Origin of the sequence: Cupriavidus phytohabitans (assembly GCF_017815025.1) — a bacterium.
Taxonomy (GTDB): Bacteria; Pseudomonadota; Gammaproteobacteria; order Burkholderiales; family Burkholderiaceae; genus Cupriavidus.
In genome coordinates this window covers 57,381-71,645 of the sequence record NZ_JAGIQB010000011.1, presented here as the reverse complement: position 1 = coordinate 71,645, position 14,265 = coordinate 57,381, and the positions used below count along the sequence as shown (strand labels likewise).

The window sequence follows — 14,265 nt, the reverse complement described above, 5'->3', positions numbered from 1 at the left end:
CAGTCCACTGGCGGATGCGCCGAATGGGGCCGGATTATAAGTGCGAGTGATTCTCAGATGCGATTAGCCAGATCAAACCGGGGACGTTTGTGGCATCCATGCATCAATGTTGATACATTGGGAGCACAAAATATGGCAAAAAAGCCACATAAAATGACCAGCGAATCACGTCGCATGCATGTGTATGCACTAATTCAGCAGTCACCGTAAAATCCTGGCTTTGTGCCGTCGCCTTGCCGCGGCGATTGCCGCGCCGGTATCGCTGTGGCGCCTCCATGGCCGCCCCCTCGCTGTCTGACCCCGCCCTCCCGCATCCATGTCTTCCCCTGCCACCGTCCCGGCCGCCGAGCCGGATAGCGTCTTCGGCGACGCCGTGTTCCGCCGCTACTGGTTCGCACGCCTGTGCACCACCATCGGCTACCAGATCTTTACCGTGGCGGTGGGCTGGCAGATGTATGACCTGACACGCGACCCGCTGATGCTGGGGATGGTCGGGCTGGTGCAGTTCCTGCCCTCGGTGGTGCTGATCCTGATGTCCGGCCACGTTGCCGACCGCTTCGACCGGCGCCGCATCGTGCGCACCTGCCAGTCGATCGAGGCGCTGCTGGCCGCCGGCATGGCTGTGGCCAGCCTCACCGGCTGGATCGACAGCCACCACATCTTTGTCTTCGTTGCGCTGATCGGCGCGACGCGCGCGTTCGAGAACCCCACGCTGCAGGCGCTGCTGCCCAGCGTGGTGACGCCGCGCCAGCTGCCGCGCGCGGTGGCGCTGGCCAGCTCCGCGGGGCAGACCGCGATCATCATTGGCCCGGCCATCGGCGGCTTTGCCTACGTGGCGGGCCCCGGCGTGGTATATGCGCTGAGCGCGACGCTGTTCATCATCGCCGCGGTGCTGGTCAGCGGCATGACTCTGCGCCAGGCCGCTCAGCGGCTGACCGCGCCGGTCAGTGTCAGCACGGTGTTTGCCGGCTTTGCCTATATCCGCAGCCGGCCGGTACTGCTGGGTGCGATCTCGCTGGACCTGTTCGCGGTGCTGCTGGGCGGCGCGGTGGCGCTGCTGCCGATCTACGCACGCGACATCCTGCATACCGGGCCGTGGGGCCTGGGACTGCTGCGTTCGTCGCCGGCGGTCGGTGCGCTGGTCATGGCGCTATGGCTGGCGCGCCACCCGCTGAACCGACGCGCCGGGCGCATCATGTTCGGCGCGGTCGCGCTGTTCGGCGTCGCCACGGTGGTGTTCGGGGTATCGACGTGGCTGCCGCTGTCGATGGTGGCGCTGGTAGTGCTGGGGGCCTCGGACATGATCAGCGTGGTGGTGCGCTCGACGCTGGTCCAGCTCGATACGCCCGACGACATGCGCGGGCGGGTCGGCGCGGTCAACTCAGTATTCATCGGCGCCTCCAACCAGCTGGGCGAGTTTGAATCCGGCGTGACCGCGGCGCTGTTCGGCCCGGTAGGCGCGGTGATCCTTGGTGGGGTCGGCACGGTGCTGGTGGTGGCAGTGTGGATGCGGCTGTTCCCGGCGCTGGCCTCGCGTGACCGGCTGCACGAACACGTCGTCTGAAATTCGGCGGGCCGCCCGCCGTGAAATCAGCCGCCACAGCCGCTCCGATGTCGCGGCCGCCCGAAAAGCGTACCCATTTCTGCGTAACCCCGGCCGCGCGGCTGGCGGTATAGTCGAGCGTTGCGCCGCGGACTTCCGGCCAACTTTCGTCGCTGAAAGTTGCCGCCACGCTCCGTCCCGAAACGCCTCACTGCCGATCCGCCCCGCCACATGGCCACCCCGTCCGACCCGCTCCAGCGCCACGCGGTCTTTGCCGCGCTCACCGGCTCGCGCGCGTCGCTCGAGCGCGCGGCCGTGCTGGGTGATGGGCTGGGCCTGGCGCTGTGGCGCAACCGGGACGACGATACCGCCTACGCCCGTCCCGGCCATCACACTATTTCGGTCTACCTCGAAGGCGGCCTTGGCACCTACCGGCGCGACCAGCCCAGCAACAAAGGCGCGCCCGGACGGCTCTGCCTGTTGCCGGCGGACCATGACTCGCGCTGGCACGTGGGTGGCCCACAGCGATTCGTTCACCTGTATTTCAGGCCGGAGATGCTGGCCTGGCACTGCGTGCGCCTGCTCGACCGCGAGCCGCGTTCGGTGGCGCTGCGCGACCTGACCTTTGCCGACGATCCGTTCTTGTACGCATTGAGCCAGCGGCTGGCGGCGCTCGACTGGCGCCAGCCCGAGGCGCGCATGGCCGGCAACGCGCTGGCGCATGAGGCCGTCAGCCACCTGGTGCTGCACCACGCCGGGCGCGCTGCGCCGATGGACTGGCGTGGCGGACTGTCGGTGCAGGCGAGGCGCACGGTGCGCGACTGGATCGAGAGCCATCCCGCGCACAACCCGACCCTGGGTGAACTGGCCGCGCTGGCGGGCCTGTCGGAATTCCACTTCGCGCGCATGTTCCGGGTTTCGTTCGGCATGCCGCCCCATGCCTGGATCCTGCGGGCGCGGCTCGAGCGTGCCCGCCAGCTGCTGGCCGAGACGCGGCCTGGCCTGCACGAAGTGGCCGCGCGGGCGGGGTTTGCCTCGGCCAGCCACCTCAGCCACCGCTTCCGTGCCGCGTTCGGGGTCACGCCCGGCACCTGGCGGGCGGGGTTGTCGTCCTCCGTGTGAATCGCCGCAGGCCCCTGCCGGGCACGGGTTGGCGCGGCTGCGCGGGGGCCTTTCCAGATTGCGCGGGAAACCAATTGGCGCCTGGGTTGTCACCTGTACTGTGGCGTGTGCCTAGTCTTTGTCGGTGATCGTCTGACATCCTGCATCAAAAGACGCCAATTCTTGGGAAGTTTTGGCGGATCATCGGTTATCGACGAGGCACCGCATTCCCGTGACCGCACGCAGAAACGGGTACGCCCCACCCGCGCCGCCGCAAATCAACAACCCCAAACGGAGTCGCCCTCATGGACCTGAACTTCCTCGATGCCAACAAGCTGGAGGCGGGCTGGGCCTACCTGGTCCAGTTCGCCATCAACCAGGGGATGAACTGCCTGGCCGCGATCCTGATACTGCTCGCCGGCTGGTGGCTGTCCGCACGCGTGGCCAGCGCGGCCCGGCGCGCGCTGGGCCGCACCCACGTGGACGAGACCATGCGGCCGCTGCTGGCCAATGCGCTGCAGTGGATGGTGCGCGTGCTGACCATCGTGCTGGTGCTGTCGCAGTTCGGCGTGCAGACCGCCAGCATCATCGCAATGCTCGGTGCCGCGGGCCTGGCCATCGGCCTGGCGTTGCAAGGCACGCTGCAGAACATCGCCGCTGGCATCATGCTGGTGCTGCTGCGGCCATTCCGCGTGGGCCAGTACATCGATGCGCAGGGCGTGGCGGGAACGGTGCGCGAGACAGGCCTGTTCATGACCGAGCTCACCACGTTCGACGGCGTCTGCCTGCGCGTGCCCAACGGCAAGCTGTGGGGCAGCGCGATCACCAACTACAGCGAGAATGCCACGCGTCGCGCCGATATCGAGGCCACCGTGACCTTCGACAGCGATGTGCAGCGCAGCCTCGAAGCGCTGCGCGGGATGCTGGCGAGCGAGCCGCGCCTGCTGTCCGAGCCGCGCCCTGAGGCCATGGTGGTCAACTACACGCAGCAGGGCATCACGCTGAACGTGCGCTACTGGGCTTCGAACGACGACTACTGGAACGTGCGCTTCGCCTTCTACGAGCGCATCAAGCAGGTGCTGGAGCAAGCGGGCAGCAAGCTGGCGGTGCCGATCCAGGAACTGCACGTGCCAGGCGCGGGCTCGGTCCCGGGCGCCGTGAAGGTGTCCGACTGCGCGGCGCCTGCGCGCACCGCCGGCGCCGCGCCGCGACAGCCCGTGCAGCGGCTCGGCTAGGCGGCGGCGCTGCCTTCGTCGGCAAACAGCGTGCAGGCGCCGCTTTCGGCCGTGCTCACATTGTTGCGGAACGCCGCGAACAGGTCGCGGCCGACGCCGTGCCGGTTGGCACTGAGATCGGGGTGGGCGGCCTCTCGCGCGCGCCATTCGTCGTCCGGCACCAGTACCTCGAGCACGCCCGCGGGCGCATCCACGCGCATCAGGTCGCCGGTGCGCACGCGTGCGAGCGCGCCGCCGCGCAGCGCTTCCGGACAGACGTGGATCGCGGCCGGCACCTTGCCCGAAGCCCCCGACATGCGCCCGTCAGTCACCAGCGCCACATGGAAGCCGCGGTCCTGCAGCACCGTCAGCGTCGGCGTCAGCTTGTGCAGCTCGGGCATCCCGCACGCGGCCGGGCCCTGCCACGGCAGCACCGCGACAAAGTCGCGTTCCAGCTCGCCACGCTTGAACGCATGCAGCACGTCGTCCTGATGCTCGAACACGATTGCCGGCGCCTGCACCACCTGGTGCTCCGGCTTGACCGCCGAGGTCTTGATCACCGCGCGGCCCAGCTTGCCGTCCAGCACCTTGATGCCGCCGTCCGGCAAGAACGGCTGGCCGGCACTGCGCACGATGCTGTCGTCGAGCGGCGCCGCGGGGCCGTCGATCCAGCCCAGCTTACCGTCGCGCAGCACGGGCTCGCGTGTGTAGTCCTCCAGCCCGCGGCCGAAGATGGTGGTCACATCGTCGTGCAGCAGCCCCAGCGACAGCAGGCCGCGGATCACCACAGGCAGCCCGCCGGCGGCCTGGAACTGGTTCACGTCGGCCTTGCCGTTGGGGTACACGCGCGCCAGCAGCGGCACTACCGCGGACAGTTCGTCAAAGTCGTCCCACCCCAGCATGATGCCGCCCACGCGCGCCATCGCAATCAGGTGCAGCGTGTGGTTGGTCGAGCCGCCAGTGGCGAGCAGCCCGACGATGCCGTTGACGAAGGCGCGTTCGTCCAGCACCTCGGCCACTGGCGTGTAGCGCTCGCCGCCATGCACCAGCTTGAGCGCCTGGCGCGCGGCCTCGCGCGTCAGCGCCTCGCGCAGCGGCGTGCCGGGGTTGACGAAGGCGGTGCCCGGCAGGTGCAGCCCCATTATTTCCATCAACATCTGGTTGGAATTGGCGGTGCCGTAGAAGGTGCAGGTGCCGGGGCCGTGGTAGGAGCGGGTCTCGGCTTCGAGCAGTGCTTCCCTCCCGATCTTGCCTTCGGCATAGAGCTGGCGCGTGCGCGCCTTCTCGTCGTTGCTGATGCCGGTGGTCATCGGCCCGCCCGGCACGAACACCGCCGGCAGGTGGCCGAACGACAGCGCGCCCATCACCAGCCCCGGCACGATCTTGTCGCACACGCCCAGGTACAGCGCGGCGTCGAACATCTGGTGCGACAGCGCTACTGCGGAGGCCAGCGCGATCACGTCACGCGAAAACAGCGACAGGTCCATGCCGTCCTGGCCCTGCGTCACGCCATCGCACATCGCCGGCGTGCCGCCCGCGAACTGCGCAGTGCCACCGGCCTCCAGCGCCGCCTCCTTGATCCACTGCGGATAGGCCGCCAGCGGCTGGTGCGCCGACAGCATGTCGTTGTAGGCGGAGACGATCGCCAGGTTGGGCCGCTGGTCGGCCTTCAGGCGGATCTTGGCTTCGTCAGGCATTGCGGCCACCGCGTGGGCCAGGTTGGTACAAGAGAGCTGGGCGCGTTCCACTTTCTGCCCGGCCATGGCGCGGGTGCGGTCCAGGTAGGCCTGGCGCGTGGCGGCACTGCGGGAGACGATGCGGGCGGTGACCCGCTCGAGCACTGGATGACGTGGCATGGGGTTCTCCTGCGGGGGAGCTTTCAGCCTAGCGCACTTTGCCGGACGCTGCACGCCGGAGGCCTGCCCGTGGCCCACGCGAACCACGCAGAAATGGGTACGCTTGCCTCGCCAAGCCGTAGCGACTCACGTAAACTGGCCGCAACACGGCCCGCCATCGGGCGCTGGCCGCGACAACTCGAATCCTCAAGGAGCGCAGGGTGAGCATGCCTGATTTCGACATGGTGCTGTTCGGCGGCACCGGCGACCTGGCGCGGCGCAAGCTGCTGCCTTCCCTGTTCGACGCGCACCACGCCGGCCTGCTGCATCCCGCCGCGCGCATCCTCGCCACCGGCAGCCAGCCGTTGTCGACCGGCGACTACCTCGCATCGCTGGAGCAGACCGTGCGGCCCACGCTGGCCCATGCGCCGCCGGAGTCATGGGAAAAATTCTGCGCGCGCATCAGCTACGTGCAGGCCGACGCACGCGTGCCCGCGCATTTCGACGCGCTGGCCGACAAGGTGCTGTCGCGCAAGCCGGAAGTGGTGGTGTGCTATCTCGCCACGGCGCCGCACCTGTTCGTGTCGATCTGTGAACAGCTTGCGCGCACGGGCCTCAATACGCGCACGGCGCCCAACGTGCCCAACGTGCCCAACGTGCCCAACGTACGGATCGTGCTGGAAAAACCGCTGGGCCACGACCTCGAATCGAACGAGGCGATCAACTCGGCGGTGGCGAATTTCTTCGCCGAAGAGCAGATCTACCGCATCGACCATTACCTCGGCAAGGAGTCGGTGCAGAACCTGATGGCGATCCGCTTCGGCAATGCCCTGTTCGAGCCGCTGTGGCGGCGCGAGTGGGTGCAGGACGTGCAGATCACCATCGCCGAAGAGCTCGGCGTGGAGACGCGCGGCGACTTCTATGACCAGACCGGCGCGCTGCGCGACATGGTGCAGAACCACCTGCTGCAGCTGCTGTGCATGGTGGCGATGGAGCCGCCCGCCAGCCTTTCGGAAGACGCCATCCGCGACGAGAAGATCAAGATCCTGAAGGCGCTCAAGCCGATCACGCCGCAGGACGTCGCCGAAAAAACCGTGCGCGGCCAGTACCGCGCGGGCGCCATCGGCGGCAAGCCGGTGCCGGGCTACACCGATGAGGCCGGCATTGCGCCCGACAGCCGCACCGAGACCTTTGCCGCGATCAAGGCCGAGATCGCCAACTGGCGCTGGGAGGGCGTGCCGTTCTACCTGCGCACCGGCAAGCGCATGCAGGCGCGCGTGGCCGAGATCGTGATCCACTTCCGCGACGTGCCGCACGCGATCTTCCCGCGCCCGCTGACGCTGTCGCCGCAGAACCGGCTGGTGATCCAGCTGCAGCCCGAGGAAAGCATCCGGCTGTATTGCCTGGTCAAGCAGCCCGGCGACACGCTCGAGCTGACGCCGACCTCGCTCGACCTAGACTTCGCCAACTCGTTCAAGGTGCGCCGCGCCGGCGCCTACGAGCGGCTGCTGCTGGACGTGATCCGCGGCCGGCTGGGTTTGTTCGTGCGCCGCGACGAGCAGGTGCAGGCGTGGCGCTGGGTCGAGCCCATCATCGATACCTGGGAAGCCAGTACGGTCCCGCCCAAGCCCTATACCGCCGGCACCTGGGGCCCGGCCGCGTCGTCGGCGCTGATGTCGCGCGACGGCGCCTTGTGGCACGAAGAAGCCTGAACCAGAGGAAACGACATGCGCCTGTTCGAACATCCCACCCCGACGGACCAGGCCGAGGCCCTGGCCATCTCGATCAGCAATGCGCTCGAACTCGCCATCCGCGTCAACGGCTGGGCGGTGCTGGCGGTATCCGGCGGACGCTCGCCGGTGCCGATGTTCGAGCGGCTGCGCTACCGCCCGCTGCGCTGGGAAGCGGTGACGGTGACGCTGGTCGACGAACGCGTGGTGCCGCCCGACCATCCCGACAGCAATGCCGCGCTGGTGCGCGCGCACCTGCTGCGCGAGGCCGCCGGCAGTGCCGCCTTTATCCCGCTGGTGGCCGATGCACAGGACGTGGCCGACCCGGCCGCGGCGGTGGCGCGCGCGAATCGGGCGTTCCGCCAGCCTGACGTGGTGGTGCTCGGCATGGGTGAGGATGGCCATACCGCGTCGCTGTTCCCGGACGCGCCCGAACTGCAGGACGCGCTGAGCGATCCGCAGCCGGCCTACCTGCTGACGCATCCGGGCACCGCGCCGCATGCGCGCATCACGCTGAACCTGGCCGCGCTGCTGGCGGCCGAGCGCGCTTTCCTGTCCGTCACCGGCGAGGCCAAGGCCCAGGTGCTCCAGCGCGCGCTGCAGGGGCCGACGCCCGCGCTGCCGGTGAGCCTGGTGGCGTCGCGCCACCGGCACGGTTTCGATGTGTTCAAGGCCTGAATTCTGACTGAAGGGGACGTGACCGACGCCATGGCTGACACCGCCTCCATACCCTCGACCGCCACCGCCACCTTCCCACGCCTGCTCGGCGATGTCGGCGGCACCAACGTGCGCTTCGCGCTGGAGACTGTGCCCATGCAGATCGGCCCGGTGACCGCGCTCAAGGTCGCCGATTTTCCTTCGCTCGAAGCCGCGTTGCGCCAGTTCCTGGATGGCCTGGCCGGCACCGGCCAGCCGTTGCCGCGCCATGCTGCGATCGGGCTGGCCAACCCGGTCACCGGCGACCAGGTCAGGCTGACCAACCACAACTGGTCGTTCTCGATCGACGGCATGCGCCGCGCGCTCGGCCTGCAGACGCTGGTGGCGCTGAACGACTTCACCGCGCTGGCGCTGGCCTTGCCGCACCTGCCGGCGGACGGCCTGGCGCGGGTGCGCGCCGCCACCGCGGTCCTGAACCCGCCGCTGGCGCCGCTGGCGCTGGTGGGACCTGGCACGGGGCTGGGCGTGTCGGGGCTGGTGCCGGCCCCGGGCGGGCAGGTGGTGGCGCTGGCCGGGGAGGGTGGCCATATCGAGCTGATGCCGGTTACCGACGATGAATGGGTGGCTTGGCGCGCGGCCCATCGCCAGGTCGGACGGGTGTCCGCGGAACGGCTTTTGTCAGGCGCGGGGCTGTCGCAGATCCATGCCGCGCTGGCCGCAGAAACGGGTACGCTTTTGCTCGCGCCGCTGCAGCCGGAGCAGGTTACCGACGGCGCTTTCCAGCGCAACGACCCGCTGTGCCAGCGCACCATGACGGTGTTCTTCGGACTGCTGGGCTCGGTCGCGGCCGATATCGCGCTGGTGCTGGGCGCGCGCGGCGGCGTCTACCTGGGTGGCGGCATCCTGCCGCGCTTCGTGCCGGCGCTGCAGGCCTCTGCCTTCACCGAGCGCTTTGTCGCCAAGGGCCGCATGCGCGGGTGGCTCGAAGACGTGCCGGTCCATGTCATCACCGCGCGCCACCCGGCGCTGCCCGGGCTGGCGCGGGCGCTGGCCGAACGCCTGGACCGTAGGGCGGGGAACGCCTAGCCATGCGCGTGCTGTTGGTGGAAGACGACGCCATGATCGGCGACAGCGTCAGGCAGGCGCTGCGGCAGGAGGGCTTCACCGTCGACTGGGTGCGCGATGGCGATGCGGGCCTGGCCGCGGCCACGTCGTCGCAGGAAGGCGAAGCGTGCTACGACCTGGTGCTGCTCGACCTCGGCCTGCCGCGCCGCCCGGGGCTTGACGTGCTGCGCACGCTGCGCACGCGCGGCGTGCCAACGCCGGTGCTGATCCTGACCGCGCGCGACGCGGTAGCCGACCGAGTCGCGGGCCTCAATGCCGGCGCCGACGACTACCTGGTCAAGCCCTTCGACCTGCAGGAACTGGCCGCGCGCATGCACGCGCTCGCGCGCCGCGCCGCGGGCCGGGCCGAGCCGCTGGTGAGCTATGGCGAGATCGTGCTCAACCCGTCCACGCGCGAGGTCACGCACCGCGGCGAGCCGGTACGGCTGTCGGCGCGCGAGTTCGCGCTGCTGTCGGCGCTGATGTCGCGGCCGGGCAAGGTGTGGTCGGTGCCGCAGCTGCAGGAGCGCCTCTACGGCTGGGACGACGAGGTCGGCAGCAATACCGTAGAGGTCTATATCCACGCGCTGCGCAAGAAGTTCGGCGCCGCGCTGATCCGCAATATCCGCGGCGTGGGCTATGTGGTGCCGCGCCTGGATGGCGAGGGAGAGCCCGCCTGATGCGCTCGATCCAGCGAACCCTGCTGTGGTGGCTGGCCGCGGGACTGCTCGCCGGCATTGCCATTGCCACCGTGCTGATCTACGGCCAGGCGCGCCAGGAAGCCAATGCGCTGTTCGACTACCAGATGAAGCAGATGGCCGCGGCGCTGCCGAGCCGCTTTGCCGACCCGGTGGCGCCGCCCTTCATCGGCTCGCCCGGCGACCTGACGCATGCCGACGAGGACGTCGTCATCCATATCTGGGACGGCTCCGGGCGCAGCCTGTACCTGTCGCATTCGCACCCGGCGCTGCCCGCGCGTGCCGAGCTGGGCTTCTCCAACGTGACCACGCAGCAGGGCGAATGGCGGCTGTACAGCATGCAGCTCGGGCCCACCGTGGTGCAGATCGCGCAGCCGATGAGCGCGCGCCGCACGCTGGCCGCGCGCATGGCGCTGCGTACCGTGGCGCCGCTGCTGTTGCTGCTGCCGCTGCTGGGCTGGCTGGTATGGATGGCGGTGGGCCGCGGCCTGCGGCCGCTGCGCGAGATCGCCGCCGAAGTACGCGCGCGCGACGCCACCACGCTGGAACCGCTTGCGGTGCGACAGATGCCGGACGAGATTGCGCCGCTCAGCGTCGCGCTGAACCAGTTGCTGGCTCGGCTCTCGCACGCCATCGACACGCAGCGCGCCTTCGTGGCCGACGCCGCCCACGCGCTGCGCACGCCGCTGGCCGCGCTGCAGTTGCAGGCCCAGCTGGTCGAGCGTGCCGACAACGGCGCGGCGCGCGACGAGGCCGTGGCGAAGCTGCGCCAGGGGCTGGAGCGGCTGACCCACCTCGTCACGCAGCTGCTGACTCTGGCGCGGCAGGAGCCCGGCGCCGCCACGCCGCCGCGCGAGCCTGTCGAGCTGCGCGCGCTGGCCGCCGGCGTGGTGGCGGAACTGGCCCAGGCCGCGCTGGATCGCGATATCGACCTGGGCGTGGATGGCGACGCCAACGCGGCGCCGGCGATCGTGTGTGGTGATGCCGATGCCTTGCGCATCCTGCTGACCAACCTGCTGGACAACGCGCTGGCCTATATCCCGGCCGGCAGCCGCATCGACGTGCAGGTGGCACGCGGGGCCGACGGGCGTTCGGTCGAACTGGTGGTCAGCGACAACGGCCCCGGCATTGCGGTCGGGGAGCGCGAGCGTGTGTTCGACCGCTTCTACCGCCTGCCCGAGGCGCCGACCGGCGGCAGCGGGCTGGGCCTGGCGATCGTGGCGGAGATCGCGCAGTCGCACGGGGCGCGGGTGGCGCTGGAGGACGCGCGGCCGGGGCTGCGCGTCAGGGTCACATTTCCGGCCGCGTGAGCGCTGGCGAGAGTCACGCAGAAATGGGTACGCTTTGCTGGTGCGACGCAATGACGTGCGGCGCGCGAGCCATGCCCAGCAGTCATCATCGGACGCTCGGGCAGGCAGTAGGGGTTACGCAGACGGGCACGCAGAAATGGGTACGCTCTGGCGCCGCGCGTATCATCGGAGTTCTCTCCTGCTCACACACAAAAGGCTGGCATGCGCGCAATCGGCAACTTCCTCTGGTTCATCCTCGGCGGCGTGGTGATGGGCCTGGCCTGGTGGCTGGCCGGGCTGCTCTGCTTTCTCTCGATCGTCGGCATCCCGTGGGGCAAGGCCTGTTTCGTGATCGGCAGCTTCACCTTCTTCCCGTTCGGCAAGCAGGCCATCAGCCGGCGCGAGCTGACCGGGCGCGACGATGTCGGCACCGGCGCCCTCGGGCTGGTGGGCAATGTGCTGTGGTTTGTGTTTGCCGGCGTGTGGCTGGCGCTCGGCCACGTGATGGCGGCGGTCGCCAACTTCGTCACCATCATCGGCATCCCGTTCGCAATCCAGCACCTGAAGCTGGCCGGCATCGCGCTGGCGCCGATCGGCCAGACCGTGGTCGCCAATGAGGTAGCCGAAGCCGCGCGCCGCGACGGTGCGCGCGCAGACGTAGACGGCCTGCGTCGCTAGGTTTCGTCGCTAGGTTTCGTCCTAGGTTTCGTCAATACCCGCCGCGCCGTCCTGCCGGGCGGCGTGCGCGACCAGCCGGTCGAGCAGGCTGCCGAGCAGCGCCTGCTCATCCTCGCTCAGGCAGCCGAAGATCTCGTCATTGCGCCGCGCAATCATGGCGATCGCCTGCCGGTACAGCGGCTTGCCCTGCGCGGTCAGCGACAGCACCACGCCGCGGCCATCGGCGGCGCTGGATTCCTTGCTGACCAGCCCCCGTTCCACCAGCGCCTGCGCCGAGCGGCTGGCCTGGCCCTTGGTCAGGTTGGCGCGGTGCGCCAGCGCGTTGACCGACAGCGGCGCGAACGCGCCGATCGCGGCCAGGCAGCGGCCTTCGCTCAGCAGCAGGCCGCACTGCTCCAGGTAGGCGGCAGCGCTGTCCTTGTCGCTGAGCTTGTTGACCTGGTGCAGGCGGTAGGTCAGGAACTGGTCCAGGCGTGGCAGTGGTTTCATGGCGATGTGCGGTCGGGCGTCGGCATTGTAGTGCCTACGGCTGGCTGCGCGCCTCCGCCTCGTCGATCAATGCAAGCACCGGTGCCAGCGATTCCTGCCGGCTCATCAGCCCAAGGCACATCATCGCCAGCAGCAGCGGGGATCGTTCTTCGCCAACGCGGCCCATGGCTTCGCACAGGCGGGTATAGGCGAGGTCAAGGTCATCAGCTTGCATGGCGGGCTCCGGACTGCTGGGGTTGCGGGGATTGCGGGGTTTGCATCAGCGGGGCGAGGGTTGCGCCGACGTCGTCCCATGCGGGCGCGCGCCAGCGCGACAGCACGTATCCGTCGGGGCGGATCGCGTAGAGCGTGCCGGGCCGGGCGCCGTAGCGCGACTGCGCCTGGCCGGCGACATCGGCGAGCGCGCCCTCTGCGGGGGCGGTGGTGCCGTTGACGACCACGCGTGCCTGCAGCGTATGCGGATGGGCCTGCGCCAGCGCGGCCAGCGGGGCGGGCAGCGTCGGCGAGTCGCCGAAGTACAGCAGCGTGAAGCGCTGCCCGAAGCATTGCGTCAGGTGGCCGATGCCTTCCGCGCTGGCGACGCGCGCCTCCGGAGCGGGCAACCCGGGCGCGGCGCCGGGGCAGTCGGCGCCGAAGTCGCTGGCTCCGTTCAGCGGCGAACCGGCATAGGCGATCGGTGCCGACTGGCGCGGGTTGATCAGCGAACGCACCGGGCTGTCGCCCTGTGCCAGCCGCAGCGTGGCTTCGCGCATCAGGCGGAAGGCAAAGTCGGGCGGCGCCATGAATTCGGTGCTCTTGGCGCCGTAGGCGATGTTCTGCCGGGTGGCGTGGACGCGCTCGACCGAATAGGAGTCGAGCAGGCTGTCCGCCGCCTGGCCGCGTACTACCGCGGCCAGCTTCCACGCCAGGTTGCCGGCGTCGTCCAGCCCCGAGTTGAGCCCGCGCACGCCGAAGATCGGCACCAGGTGCGCGGCGTCGCCGGCGAACAGCACGCGGCCGTGGCGATAGTCCGGCAGCGTCAGGCACTTGGCGTTGTAGATCGAGATCCACTGCGGCTGCCAGGGTTCGGTCTCGCCGATCATGTCGAGGTGGCTCTGCACGCGCGGCAGCACATTCTCCGGCTTGACCGCTTCCTCGGGATCCTCGTCGTCGCGGATCTGGTAGTCGATGCGCCAGACGTCGTCAGGCTGGCGGTGCATCAGGATGGTCGAGCCCGGATTCGACGGCGGGTCGAACCAGGCCAGCCGCTCCACCTCGCGCCGGGTCTTCTGCACGATGTCGACGATCACGTAGCGGCCTTCATACTGCGTGCCTTCCATGCGCAGGCCCAGTTGCTCGCGCACAGTGCTGCGGCCGCCGTCGCAGGCCACCAGCCATTGCGCGTCGACCTGCGCCACGCCGTCGGCGCTTTCGATTTCGGCGACGACGCCACCGTCATGCGGCCGCACCGCGCGCACGCGCGCACCGAAGCGCACGTCGGCCGGCGTGGCCCCCCGCAGCGCGGCCTCGTGCGCGAACGCTTCGAGGTAGTACTGCTGGATATTGACCATCGGCGCAAAGCGTTCGTCAGGCTCGCTCGGCATGCGGAAGTGCAGCACCTCGGCGTCGCGGTAGTAGCTGCGGCCGCCCACCCAGGGCAGGCCGGTTTCGACCGTTTGCCGGTCCGCGCCGACCCAGCCCAGGATCTCGAGCGAGCGGCGCGACATGCAGATGGCGCGGCTCCCGGCGCAGTAGCCGTCGTCGGCCTCGACCACCAGCGTGGCGATGCCGTAGCGCGCCAGCAGCGCCGCCAGCGCCAGCCCGACCGGGCCGCCGCCGGCGATCAGCACGGGTACGTGTCGCGGCCAGGGGCGCGCGGTAACGGGAGGCGGTGCCGGCGGCACGGCCGCGTGGGGGACGGTGGAGTCTGGCATGGCGGGGTCTCGTT

The 14,265-nt window shown here is 69.7% G+C and carries 13 protein-coding genes; 9 read left to right on the top strand and 4 right to left on the bottom strand.

The window, feature by feature from the left end:
- The first annotated feature begins 316 nt into the window (after positions 1–316).
- From J8I34_RS09960 to J8I34_RS09950, 3 genes are all read left to right on the top strand, one after another.
- Entirely contained in the window at positions 317–1,564 is a 1,248-nt protein-coding gene (locus tag J8I34_RS09960) for an MFS transporter (RefSeq protein WP_029045146.1), read from the top strand.
- A gap of 210 nt (positions 1,565–1,774) precedes the next feature.
- Positions 1,775–2,665 (top strand): helix-turn-helix domain-containing protein, encoded by an 891-nt coding sequence (locus J8I34_RS09955; RefSeq protein ID WP_029045147.1) that lies wholly within the window; start codon positions 1,775–1,777, stop codon positions 2,663–2,665.
- A gap of 284 nt (positions 2,666–2,949) precedes the next feature.
- A complete protein-coding gene (locus J8I34_RS09950) occupies positions 2,950–3,879 on the top strand; it encodes a mechanosensitive ion channel family protein (RefSeq protein WP_209772845.1) in 930 nt (309 codons plus the stop codon).
- Here the strand turns inward: J8I34_RS09950 and edd are convergent.
- Positions 3,876–5,714: a phosphogluconate dehydratase gene (gene edd / locus J8I34_RS09945; RefSeq protein ID WP_209805948.1), complete on the bottom strand. Its 1,839-nt coding sequence runs from the start codon at positions 5,712–5,714 to the stop codon at positions 3,876–3,878. The two genes, J8I34_RS09950 and edd, sit on opposite strands and share 4 nt — an antisense overlap.
- A gap of 206 nt (positions 5,715–5,920) precedes the next feature.
- Here edd and zwf point away from each other — a divergent pair, with 206 nt between their 5' ends.
- The 6 genes from zwf (at position 5,921) to J8I34_RS09915 (ending at position 11,849) form a co-directional block, all read left to right on the top strand.
- On the top strand, positions 5,921–7,405 hold the full coding sequence (gene zwf / locus J8I34_RS09940) for a glucose-6-phosphate dehydrogenase (RefSeq protein WP_209805947.1): 1,485 nt from the start codon (positions 5,921–5,923) through the stop codon (positions 7,403–7,405).
- A gap of 15 nt (positions 7,406–7,420) precedes the next feature.
- On the top strand, positions 7,421–8,101 hold the full coding sequence (pgl, locus tag J8I34_RS09935; RefSeq protein ID WP_029045151.1) for a 6-phosphogluconolactonase: 681 nt from the start codon (positions 7,421–7,423) through the stop codon (positions 8,099–8,101).
- Positions 8,102–8,131: 30 nt separating this feature from the next.
- On the top strand, positions 8,132–9,166 hold the full coding sequence (gene glk, locus J8I34_RS09930) for a glucokinase (RefSeq protein ID WP_209805946.1): 1,035 nt from the start codon (positions 8,132–8,134) through the stop codon (positions 9,164–9,166).
- A gap of 2 nt (positions 9,167–9,168) precedes the next feature.
- Entirely contained in the window at positions 9,169–9,864 is a 696-nt protein-coding gene (locus J8I34_RS09925) for a response regulator (protein ID WP_029045153.1), read from the top strand.
- The gene (locus J8I34_RS09920) at positions 9,864–11,192 is read left to right on the top strand and encodes a sensor histidine kinase (RefSeq protein WP_209805945.1); all 1,329 of its coding nucleotides are present in this window, start codon (positions 9,864–9,866) and stop codon (positions 11,190–11,192) included. The genes J8I34_RS09925 and J8I34_RS09920 overlap by 1 nt, the downstream gene beginning before the upstream one ends.
- A 201-nt stretch (positions 11,193–11,393) precedes the next feature.
- Complete coding sequence (locus J8I34_RS09915) at positions 11,394–11,849, top strand: YccF domain-containing protein (RefSeq protein WP_209805944.1); 456 nt, start codon at positions 11,394–11,396, stop codon at positions 11,847–11,849.
- Between the two features lie 21 nt (positions 11,850–11,870).
- On the opposite strand, the gene J8I34_RS09910 is transcribed toward J8I34_RS09915, so the two are convergent.
- From J8I34_RS09910 to J8I34_RS09900, 3 genes are read right to left on the bottom strand one after another with little or no spacing between them, the layout of a single operon-like run.
- A complete protein-coding gene (locus J8I34_RS09910) occupies positions 11,871–12,338 on the bottom strand; it encodes a MarR family winged helix-turn-helix transcriptional regulator (RefSeq protein WP_029045156.1) in 468 nt (155 codons plus the stop codon).
- Between the two features lie 34 nt (positions 12,339–12,372).
- Positions 12,373–12,552 carry a hypothetical protein gene (locus J8I34_RS09905; protein WP_029045157.1) on the bottom strand — a complete coding sequence of 60 codons (180 nt, stop codon included), beginning with the start codon at positions 12,550–12,552 and terminating at the stop codon, positions 12,373–12,375.
- Complete coding sequence (locus J8I34_RS09900; RefSeq protein WP_209805943.1) at positions 12,542–14,251, bottom strand: FAD-dependent oxidoreductase; 1,710 nt, start codon at positions 14,249–14,251, stop codon at positions 12,542–12,544. Before J8I34_RS09900 ends, J8I34_RS09905 begins: the two co-directional genes overlap by 11 nt.
- Between the last annotated feature and the right edge of the window lie 14 nt (positions 14,252–14,265).

What these genes read in the sequence shown, in the direction of transcription:
- J8I34_RS09960 (WP_029045146.1), top strand. Translation starts at nt 317, where the DNA reads ATGTCTTCCCCTGCCACCGTCCCGGCCGCCGAGCCGGATAGCGTCTTC.
- J8I34_RS09955 (WP_029045147.1), top strand. Translation starts at nt 1,775, where the DNA reads ATGGCCACCCCGTCCGACCCGCTCCAGCGCCACGCGGTCTTTGCCGCG.
- J8I34_RS09950 (WP_209772845.1), top strand. Translation starts at nt 2,950, where the DNA reads ATGGACCTGAACTTCCTCGATGCCAACAAGCTGGAGGCGGGCTGGGCC.
- edd (WP_209805948.1), bottom strand. Translation starts at nt 5,714, where the DNA reads ATGCCACGTCATCCAGTGCTCGAGCGGGTCACCGCCCGCATCGTCTCC.
- zwf (WP_209805947.1), top strand. Translation starts at nt 5,921, where the DNA reads ATGCCTGATTTCGACATGGTGCTGTTCGGCGGCACCGGCGACCTGGCG.
- pgl (WP_029045151.1), top strand. Translation starts at nt 7,421, where the DNA reads ATGCGCCTGTTCGAACATCCCACCCCGACGGACCAGGCCGAGGCCCTG.
- glk (WP_209805946.1), top strand. Translation starts at nt 8,132, where the DNA reads ATGGCTGACACCGCCTCCATACCCTCGACCGCCACCGCCACCTTCCCA.
- J8I34_RS09925 (WP_029045153.1), top strand. Translation starts at nt 9,169, where the DNA reads ATGCGCGTGCTGTTGGTGGAAGACGACGCCATGATCGGCGACAGCGTC.
- J8I34_RS09920 (WP_209805945.1), top strand. Translation starts at nt 9,864, where the DNA reads ATGCGCTCGATCCAGCGAACCCTGCTGTGGTGGCTGGCCGCGGGACTG.
- J8I34_RS09915 (WP_209805944.1), top strand. Translation starts at nt 11,394, where the DNA reads ATGCGCGCAATCGGCAACTTCCTCTGGTTCATCCTCGGCGGCGTGGTG.
- J8I34_RS09910 (WP_029045156.1), bottom strand. Translation starts at nt 12,338, where the DNA reads ATGAAACCACTGCCACGCCTGGACCAGTTCCTGACCTACCGCCTGCAC.
- J8I34_RS09905 (WP_029045157.1), bottom strand. Translation starts at nt 12,552, where the DNA reads ATGCAAGCTGATGACCTTGACCTCGCCTATACCCGCCTGTGCGAAGCC.
- J8I34_RS09900 (WP_209805943.1), bottom strand. Translation starts at nt 14,251, where the DNA reads ATGCCAGACTCCACCGTCCCCCACGCGGCCGTGCCGCCGGCACCGCCT.